The 8,634-nt window shown below is 72.8% G+C and carries 9 protein-coding genes and 1 riboswitch; of the genes, 1 reads left to right on the forward strand and 8 read right to left on the reverse strand.

Annotation, left to right across the window (positions count from 1 at the left end; translation table 11 throughout):
- The first annotated feature begins 77 nt into the window (after positions 1-77).
- Positions 78-1,058 carry an AsnC family transcriptional regulator gene (locus ACGFMK_RS22265; protein ID WP_392766168.1) on the forward strand — a complete coding sequence of 327 codons (981 nt, stop codon included), beginning with the start codon at positions 78-80 and terminating at the stop codon, positions 1,056-1,058.
- On the opposite strand, the gene ACGFMK_RS22270 is transcribed toward ACGFMK_RS22265, so the two are convergent.
- The 8 genes from ACGFMK_RS22270 to ACGFMK_RS22305 all read right to left on the reverse strand — a co-directional run bounded on the left by ACGFMK_RS22270 (position 1,055) and on the right by ACGFMK_RS22305 (position 8,575).
- The gene (locus ACGFMK_RS22270; protein WP_392766171.1) at positions 1,055-1,984 is read right to left on the reverse strand and encodes an RluA family pseudouridine synthase; all 930 of its coding nucleotides are present in this window, start codon (positions 1,982-1,984) and stop codon (positions 1,055-1,057) included. The two genes, ACGFMK_RS22265 and ACGFMK_RS22270, sit on opposite strands and share 4 nt — an antisense overlap.
- Positions 1,981-2,565, reverse strand: a complete 585-nt coding sequence (gene lspA, locus ACGFMK_RS22275; RefSeq protein ID WP_392766196.1) for a signal peptidase II — start codon at positions 2,563-2,565, stop codon at positions 1,981-1,983. Before lspA ends, ACGFMK_RS22270 begins: the two co-directional genes overlap by 4 nt.
- Positions 2,566-2,652: 87 nt before the next feature.
- Positions 2,653-3,297 (reverse strand): hypothetical protein, encoded by a 645-nt coding sequence (locus ACGFMK_RS22280; RefSeq protein ID WP_392766173.1) that lies wholly within the window; start codon positions 3,295-3,297, stop codon positions 2,653-2,655.
- Entirely contained in the window at positions 3,240-3,872 is a 633-nt protein-coding gene (locus ACGFMK_RS22285) for a hypothetical protein (RefSeq protein WP_392766176.1), read from the reverse strand. Before ACGFMK_RS22285 ends, ACGFMK_RS22280 begins: the two co-directional genes overlap by 58 nt.
- A 16-nt stretch (positions 3,873-3,888) precedes the next feature.
- Positions 3,889-5,226 (reverse strand): aminotransferase class V-fold PLP-dependent enzyme, encoded by a 1,338-nt coding sequence (locus ACGFMK_RS22290; protein ID WP_392766179.1) that lies wholly within the window; start codon positions 5,224-5,226, stop codon positions 3,889-3,891.
- A gap of 38 nt (positions 5,227-5,264) precedes the next feature.
- A riboswitch (SAM riboswitch) is annotated at positions 5,265-5,379 on the reverse strand.
- A gap of 93 nt (positions 5,380-5,472) precedes the next feature.
- Complete coding sequence (locus tag ACGFMK_RS22295; RefSeq protein ID WP_392766182.1) at positions 5,473-6,129, reverse strand: M23 family metallopeptidase; 657 nt, start codon at positions 6,127-6,129, stop codon at positions 5,473-5,475.
- 189 nt (positions 6,130-6,318) lie between these two features.
- A complete protein-coding gene (locus ACGFMK_RS22300) occupies positions 6,319-7,797 on the reverse strand; it encodes a potassium/proton antiporter (protein ID WP_392766184.1) in 1,479 nt (492 codons plus the stop codon).
- A gap of 97 nt (positions 7,798-7,894) precedes the next feature.
- The gene (locus tag ACGFMK_RS22305; RefSeq protein ID WP_392766199.1) at positions 7,895-8,575 is read right to left on the reverse strand and encodes an ArsR/SmtB family transcription factor; all 681 of its coding nucleotides are present in this window, start codon (positions 8,573-8,575) and stop codon (positions 7,895-7,897) included.
- Positions 8,576-8,634 lie beyond the last annotated feature (59 nt).

The raw sequence follows: 8,634 nt of genomic DNA on the forward strand, positions 1-8,634 counted from the left end.
GACAGGAACGCGCGTCAGTTCGCCGGGGCGGACGGGCTTCGGCGCGGGCCGATCGGCGAGGCGGTAGCGTGCACCGAGTGGCTGTGACCGATCCCGTGGATACCCGCCTGCTCGCCGCGCTCGCCGAGCTGGGCAAGGCGGCCGTGCACGAGCTCGCGGCCAAGGTCGGCATGGATCCCCGCGAAGTCGCTTACCGGCTGGTGGCGTTGTCCGGCAGCGGGCTGCCCCTGCTGGTCGGCGTGGAAAGTGACCCGAACGGGCTGCGCGCGGCCATCGCGGGCTCGCCGCCGTCGTGGGCGAACCGGCCCCCCGGCTCGCAGCAGTTCCCGGCGCAGGCCCCGCCGTCGCAGCCGGTGCCACAGATGCCGCAGATGCCGCAGCCGCAGCACGTCCAGGGTGGGCCTTCGGGGCCGTACAACGTGCAGGGTGCGCCCTCCGGCCCGTACAACGTCCAAGGCGCACCGTCAGGGCCGTACAACGTCCAGGGCACGCCGTCCGGGCGCTATCCCGGTCCGCCGCCCCGGCCGCAGTTCGCCCCGCCGCGGCCCGACCCCGTGGTGAGCACGTGGGGCGTGCCCCAGACGGCGTCCTGGGCCCGCGGTGACGAACCCGCGCGCGCCGGGGGTGCCCCCGGCGGCAAGAAGGGCCGGCTCGGCGAGGTCATGGAGACCCAGGGCCTGGAGGGCGAGCAGCTGACGGTGCAGCTGCTCGAGGTCCAGGACCCGGCGGACTTCCTGTTCGGCGCGGCCGGCTACCGCCTGGAAGAGGGCGAACGCTCGGTGGTCGTGCACACGGAGATCACCAACCGCGGCGCGATCCCGTTCGCGTCCCTGCCGGACAACTACCTCGAGCTGCTCACCGCCGACGGCCAGGCGGTCGGCAAGGCCCCGGTGTCGCTGACCTCGCGGCCGCCGCACAAGATCGGCGTCAAGCCCGGCGAAACCCTGGGCGGCCACACGGTTTACGTGCTGCCGGACACCACCCGTGTGGTCTCGGTCCGCTGGAGCCCTCGTCCCGAACCCGACGAGCGCACGCTGACCTGGTCGATCGAGGATTAATAGCTCTCGTCCTGCAGGAGTTTCAGCGCGTTCGCCAGGTCGTCCGGGTACTCCGACTCGAACTGGACCCACCGGCCGTCCGCCGGGTGCGCGAACCCCAGCGTCTTGGCGTGCAGCCACTGCCGGTTCAGCCCGAGCTTGCGGGCCAGCACCGGGTCCGCGCCGTAGGTCAGGTCGCCGACGCACGGGTGCTTCAGAGCCGAGAAGTGGACGCGGATCTGGTGCGTCCGCCCGGTTTCGAGCTTGATGTGCGCCAGCGACGCCGCGCGGAACGCCTCGACGACCTCGTAGTGCGTCACGCTCGGGCGGCCGCCCTGGACCACCGCGAACTTGTAGTCGTGGCGGGGGTGCCGGTCGATCGGCGCGTCGATCGTGCCGCGGGTCGGGTCCGGGTGGCCCTGGACGATCGCGTGGTAGCCCTTGTCGACCGTGCGTTCCTTGAACGCGCGCTTCAGCACGGTGTACGCGTGCTCGCTCTTGGCCACCACCATGACGCCGGTGGTGCCCGCGTCGAGCCGGTGCACCACACCCTGGCGCTCGGCCGCCCCCGACGTCGCGATGCGCAGGCCGGCCGCGGCGAGGCCGCCGACCACCGTCGGGCCGGTCCAGCCCGGGCTCGGGTGCACGGCGACGCCGACCGGCTTGGAGATCACGACGATGTCGTCGTCGTCGTGCAGGATCTGCATGCCTTCGACCGGCTCGGCGACGATCTCGACCGGGTTCGCCGGCTCGGGGAGCGTGACCTCCAGCAGACCACCTGCGGCCAGCCGGTCCGACTTGCCGGCCGGACGGCCGTCCAGCAGCACGTCCCCGGATTCGGCGAGTTCCGCGACCACCGTGCGGGACAGCCCGAGCATCTTGGCGAGGCCGGCGTCGACCCGCATCCCGTCGAGCCCGTCGGGCACCGGGAGCATCCGCGAGCTCACGCCTGCTCCCCCTGCTCCGGCTCGGCCATCTTCTTGTCCTTGGTCTTGTCCTTGGTCGACGTGCCGTCGTAGTCCTTGCCCAGCAGGGACAGCAGCACGATCAGCGCGCCGCCGACGCAGATCGCCGAGTCGGCGATGTTGAAGATCGCGAAGCCCTTGCCGTTGGGGGCGAACGCCGAGATGAAGTCGACGACGTGGCCCTGCAGCCCGCCGGGCGCGCGGAAGATCCGGTCGGTGAGGTTGCCCAGGGCCCCGGCCAGCACCAGGCCGAGGCCGATCGCCCAGCCGATCGAGCGCAGCCGCCGCGACAGCCAGATGATCGCGATGACGACGGCGAGCGCGACCAGCGCCAGCACCCACGTCATGCCGGTGGCCATCGAGAACGCGGCACCCGGGTTGCGGATCACCTGCAGGTAGATCAGCCCGCCGAGGATCCGGACCGGCTCCTTGCCCTCGAGGTTGGCGGCGACCAGGTTCTTCGTCACCAGGTCGATCGCCCAGAACACGACCGCGACGGCGAACACCCAGCCCACGCGGCGCTTCGGCAGCTGCTTCGCCGGGGTCTCCGGCGTCTCCGGCACGGGCTCGGGCACCGCCTCGGCGGCGGCGTCGGTGTCGGGTTCGGAGTGGCTGGGCTCGGTGCTCACCGCTCCATTGTCCACGCCTGGTCAGACCGCGTCGGCGGCAGTGCCGCGGGGACGCCGCAGGAGGACCGCGAACGCGCCGGCGAACAGCACACCCGCCGCGCACAGCGCCCCGGCCACCGGCGGCAGGAAGACCACCGTGACCAGCGCGAACACCCCGGTGACGGCCAGCACGAGCCAGCTGCGCTCGTACCCGGCCAGCAGCAGGAGCCCCAACGTCGCCAGCAGGGGACCGCGCACGTCGCCGGGGATCCGCAGCTGCAGGGCCCCGACCAGGTCGAGCAGCGGGACGGCGGCCAGGGCGCCCAGCGCGGTGAGCACGAAGCGGCCGGTGCGCGGCGGCGTCCCGGCGCGGCGCAGGCTCAGCCAGTACCAGCCCGCGACGGCGAGCACGACGCAGGCAAGGCCGACGAGCCAGCCGAGCGTGGCCGGGGGCACCGTGTCCACCGCGGTGACCTCGGCCAGGTGGTCGTAACCGGGCGGGAAGGTCGCGCCGCTGAGTTCGCCGGAGCCGAGGCCCGAAAGCTCCTGGGTGAGGGTGTAGCCGCGCAGGTTCGTGAACTCGCCGGTGCCGGCGAGGCTTTCGCCGGGCAGCTCGGCCAGCACCATGATCAGCTGGGCGAACCCCAGCGCCGCCAACGGGAACCAGGACCTTCGCGCACTCCCCATCCGGGCAGGATAGCGGCGAACGCCCCGGCCACGAGCAGGGTCGCGGAGATCAGCGCGCCCGGCAGATCCGCGATCGCGACGGCCACCACCCCGGCGACCAGGGCCACCACGAGCACCAGCGGGCTGCGTTCGTACCAGGCGACCAGGGCGAGCCCGAGCGTCACGAGCAGCGGACCGCGGGTGGCGGCGTCCCAGTCGAACTCGCTGAACAGCATCAGGTCTGCCAGCGGCACGCCGACGAGCACGCCGGCCGCGATCGCCACCGCGGGCTTCGCGCTCAGCCGCCGGGTGACGGCGTACCAGCCCACGACCGCGAGGAACGCGGCCATGAGCAGGATCTGCCACGCCGGACCGGTGCCCCCGCTGTACGCCCGGGCCATGTCGGCGGCGCTGAGGAACTGGGTGCGCCCGGACCCTTCGATCCGGAAGCCGAACAGGCCCTCGTAGTACCGCCCCGCTGCCGGCAGGTGCTCCGAAAGTTCCGCGGCCACGGCCGAGCGCTCGAACAGCTCGACCGTGACCAGGACCAGCTCTGCGAAACCCAGCAACGCCAACGGAACCCAGTGCCTCCCCATCGGCCCAGGTTAACGCTCAGCAGAACGGCGGCAGCTCCCGCGGGTCGCCGACGGGGGCCCAGCGGCCGTCCGCCTTGGTGTACTCCCAGCGGGCGCCGCGGGCGACGATCTGGCGCAGGGCCAGCAGCACGCGGTCGACGTGCTCCTCGGTGCTGCCCAGGCCGAGGCTGACGCGGACCGCCTGCCGGCCTTCGCCGCCGGTGACGGCGATCAGGCGCCGGGCCGCGATGTGGGCGCAGAAGGCGCCGTCGCGGACGCCGATGCCGTACTCCGCCGAGAGAACCGCCGCGAGCCAGCCCGGGTCGAAGCCGTCGACGACGAAGCTGACCGTGCCGACGCGGTCGACCGGCGCGTCGAACAGCCGCAGCTCGGCGCAGCCCGGGACGCTCTCGAGCCCTTTGCGCAGCCGGGTGAGCAGCGCCTGCTCGTGCGCTTCGACGGCGTCCCAGTTCCGGCTCAGGGTTTCGCAGGCGACGCCGAGCGCGTACACGCCGACCGTGTTGGGGGAACCGGCTTCGTGGCGCTCGGGGCCGGTGTTCCAGACGACGGCGTCCTCCGTGACGAGCTTGGTCGCGCCGCCGCCGGCGAGGTACGGGCGGGCGGCGCGCAGCCAGTCGGCGCGGCCGATCAGCGCACCCGCCCCGAAGGGCGCGTACAGCTTGTGGCCGGACAGCGCGACGTAGTCGACGTCCAGGTCCCGCAGGGAAACCCGGCGGTGCGGTGCGAGCTGGGCGGCGTCGAGGGCGATCCGGGCGCCGTGCTTCCGGGCCACCGCCGCGATTTCCGCCACCGGGAGCAGCTCGCCGGTCACGTTGGACGCGCCGGTGACGACGACCAGCCGGGGTCCCTGCGGGGATTCCGCGAGCGCTTCGTCCACAGCGGACACCGCGGCGAGCCGGGTCCGCGGGGTCGGCAGGCGCCGGACGTTCGGGCCCGGCCACGGAAGCAGCGCGGCGTGGTGCTCGGTGTCGAACACGACCACCGAGGTGCGCGGCGGGAGGCTGCGGGCGAGCAGGTTGAAGGAATCGGTGGTGTTGCGGGTGAACACGACCGTGTCGGTCTTCCGCGCGCCGACGAACCGGCGCAGGGTGTCGCGGGTGCGCTCGTAGAGCTTCGTCGAGACCTGCGACGCGAAGCCCGCGCCGCGGTGGACGCTGGCGTACCAGGGCAGGAACTCGTCGACGGCCGAGCGCACGGCGTCGAGACACGGCGCGCTCGCCGCGTGGTCGAGGTTGGCGTAACCGATGTCGCCGCCGGTGACGAGCGGCACCCGCAGCGAGGCACCCGCCACCGTCGGAACGGCTTGCGGCGCAAGGGTTTCGGGGGTGCTGGTGCGGTCGATGGCGAGAGTCATCGGTGCCTCCTCGGCGATCCGGGGGACCCCCGGCGAGGGGCCCGCGCTTGCCCGTCGCACGGCGCGACCGGCCCGGTCCTCACCCGGGGCACCCCACCGCGGAAGGAGGGTTGCCGGCCAGCAAGCCGGGGCTTGACGCTGGCACTCATGACCTGACACAAAAGGTAACCGAGAATCGGCGTGGCTGCCAGACCCCTCCTCACATTCTGAGACGCCGCTCACAAGCCCGGCAAGATCCGAGAAGGGTCAGAGCTTCGCGCGGAAGTGACCCGGCAGCTGCGTCACCATGCGGTCGGAAAGGTGCGTCGCGGTGCCGGTGTACTGGTCCGCACCCGCGGTGAAAAGCCAGCCGCCCAACGTCTTCCCGTCGATCGGCTCGCCGTGCGCCGCCGCGACCGTCGTCGAGACCTGGCTGTAGGCGAGGCCGTTCCAGTTCTCGGCGGCCGCGTCCGGCAGTGTCCAGAGCGTGAAGTGCACGTGCGCGCCGGTGCTGCTGCCGCCGCACGGCAGGGCGTTGCCGGTCGAGCCGAGCACGTCGCCGGCCTCGACCTGCTCACCGTCGGTGACCTTGATGCCCTCCATGTGGTAGTACCCGGTGCGCCAGCCACCGGCGTGGTCGATGGTCACCCAGTCGCCGCCCGCGCAGTGCTGCAGGTGGACCGTGCCGGCCAGCGGCGCCCGCACGGTCTTGTCGGCCGGGCTCAGGTCGAGGGCGTTCTTCACGCCGGTGCTGCCGTCGTCGGAGTGGATGCCGGCCGAGTACACCTGCTGACCGGCCTTGAACGGCAGCGCCAGCACCGGAAACGGCCCCACCTCGGCGGCCGCGTCCGGGACGGCGGCGAGCCCGAGCCCCAGGACGGCCGCCGCGACTAGACCGGCTGCGCGCACGTGAAGTGTGATCACCCTGCGTACTCCTTTGGCTCTCTGCTCACCCATTCGAGCTAACGAATGGAGCGCAGAGTAAGCCAAAAGGAGGAACGCGGGAAGATCTTGGTGAGAGTCATTCACCCTTGCGGGAAAAGATCACCAGGTAGGCGCGGAGATCGGACAAGCACCGGACAACGCCGGTCGCCACGGACGAAGGGCCCCCGGTCAGATGCCCGACTCGCCGCGCCAGCGGGCCAGGCGCCCGGCGCGGTCCACCGCGCGCAGCCGGCGCTCGACGTCGTCGCGGACCGTGGCCGTCGTGACCACCAGGAGCTGGTCGTGCTCCTGCAGTCGGCTGGTCTTCTGCGGGGTGAAGCCCGCGCCCTCGCGGACGACCAGGCTGACCGTCGCCCCCACCGGCAGTCGCAGCTCGGACAGGTAGACGCCGTGCAGCTTCGAGCCCGGCTGGATGCGGACCTGCAGCAGCTCGGCGCCCAGTTCGTCCAGCGGCGCGGAGTCGACGTCGATCTCGTACGCCTCGGACTTCTTCGACAGCCCGAGCCAGCGCGCGAGCGGGCCGAGGGTCGCGCCCTGGAGCAGCGTCAGCACGATGACCAGCACGAACACCGCGTCGACCAGGCGCTGAGCACCGGGCAGGCCCTCCGACAGCGGGATCATCGCGAGCACGATCGGCACCGCGCCGCGCAGGCCGGCCCACGACAGGAACGCCTGTTCCCGCCAGGGCAGCCGGAACGGCAGCATCGACAGCACCACGGAGATCGGCCGCGCCAGCAGCAGCACGACCGCACCCGCGACCAGTCCCGGCACCAGCGTCTCGAGCAGCCGGCTCGGCGAGGCGAACAGCCCGAGCAGCACGAACAGCCCGATCTGCGCCAGCCAGCCCAGGCCTTCGGCGAACGACAGCGTGTCCGAGCGGTGCGGCAGCCGCGAGTTGCCCAGCACCAGCGCCGCGACGTACGTGGCGAGCAGGCCCGACGCGTGCAGCAGCTGCCCGGACGAGTACGCGACGACGCACACCGCGACCGTGGCCAGCGGGTACAGGCCGGTCGCCGGGAGCGCGGCCCGCCGCAGCGCGATCCCGCCGAGCCAGCCGAACGCCAGCCCGATCGCCAGGCCCGCCGCCAGCTCGTAGACCGCCAGGAACGGCAGCGTCCAGTCCACTGTGGTGCCCTCGGCCAGCACCACGACGGCGATGTAGGCCGGCGCGTCGTTGATGCCGGACTCCAGCTCCAGCGCGCCGACCAGGCGCTTGCCGATCCCGGCCGTGCGCAGCACCGAGAACACCGCCGCCGCGTCGGTCGACGAGAGGACCGCGCCCCACAGCAGCGCGAGCCGCCAGTCGAGGCCCAGCAGCCAGTGCAGGGCCGCGCCGGTGACCGCGATGCTCACCACCACGGCCACTGTGGACAGTACGATTCCGATGCCCAGCGAGGGTTTCACCGCCGACCACCGGGTCGTCAGCCCGCCTTCGGCGAGGATCATGACGAGCGCGGCGAGGCCGAGCGACTGGGTCAGGCCGGGGTTGTCGAAGCGGATGCCGAAGCCGGCTTCCCCCAGCACGACGCCGATGCCGAGGTAGAGCAGCAGCGAGGGCAGGCCGAGCCGGATCGAGACGCGCACGGCGAGCACGGAGGCGAGCAGGACGACACCGCCGACGCCGAGCAGCACGGGAAGCTGGTCCATGCCGCCTCCCTCCCGAGTGCCGTGGGGCCCTCAGAATAGTGAAGCGGCCGGATTAACTCGTTTGTGTACCACTGGGACGAGTCGGACACCCGGTGTGTTAAGGCTGCAACGCGGCGAGATCGACACCGAGGGCCGCGAACGGCTTCCCGGCCGCGGGCAGCACCTTCACGGCGCGGTTGCCCTCGGCGGCGACCCAGCCGGCGTCGACGGCCCGGTCGAGCAGCGCCGCGGGCAATGCCCCGGCGAGGTGGTCCCGCCGCTCCGTCCAATCCAGACAGTCGCGCAGCAGCGCCCGCCGCCCGTCCGGCCGCGGTACGCCCAGCTCGTCGAGCACCGCGTGGCCCCGGTCGGTCAGCGCCAGCCCGGCGTCCGCGCTGACCAGCCCCTCGGCCAGCATGCCGTCACGCAGCGCGACGCCGACGACGCCCGCCAGGTGGTCGTAACAGGTGCGGGCGAACCCGAGCCGCCGCACCCGCACCGTCGACTTCAGCCCGGTCACCGGCCGGTGCTCGGCGTGCTGGGCCAGGTGCTCGATCAGCTCGGCCACGCGCGGGTCGGCGATCCGGACGTAGCTCGCCCGCCCCTGCTTCACCCGCGCGACGAACCCCGCGTCGACCAGCCGGGTGACGTGCTCACTCGCCGTCGACAGCGCGATCCCGGCCGCCTTGGCCAGCTCACCGACCGTCCACGCCCGCCCGTCCAGCAGGACCAGGCACATGGTGGCGCGGCTCGGGTCGGCGAGCACCGCGGCCACCTCCGCCAGCGCGATCGTCTCCATGTCCCCACGGTACGACCCGGTCGCTTCGGCGGCCGCCGAAGCGACCGGGTCGTACCGTG

Origin of the sequence: Amycolatopsis sp. NPDC049252, assembly GCF_043197175.1 — a bacterium.
GTDB lineage: Bacteria > Actinomycetota > Actinomycetes > Mycobacteriales > Pseudonocardiaceae > Amycolatopsis.

Coding starts and splice junctions, on each gene's coding strand:
- ACGFMK_RS22280 (WP_392766173.1), bottom strand. CDS start 3,297: ATGGGGAGTGCGCGAAGGTCCTGGTTCCCGTTGGCGGCGCTGGGGTTC.
- ACGFMK_RS22285 (WP_392766176.1), bottom strand. CDS start 3,872: ATGGGGAGGCACTGGGTTCCGTTGGCGTTGCTGGGTTTCGCAGAGCTG.
- ACGFMK_RS22290 (WP_392766179.1), bottom strand. CDS start 5,226: ATGACTCTCGCCATCGACCGCACCAGCACCCCCGAAACCCTTGCGCCG.
- ACGFMK_RS22300 (WP_392766184.1), bottom strand. CDS start 7,797: ATGGACCAGCTTCCCGTGCTGCTCGGCGTCGGCGGTGTCGTCCTGCTC.
- ACGFMK_RS22305 (WP_392766199.1), bottom strand. CDS start 8,575: ATGGAGACGATCGCGCTGGCGGAGGTGGCCGCGGTGCTCGCCGACCCG.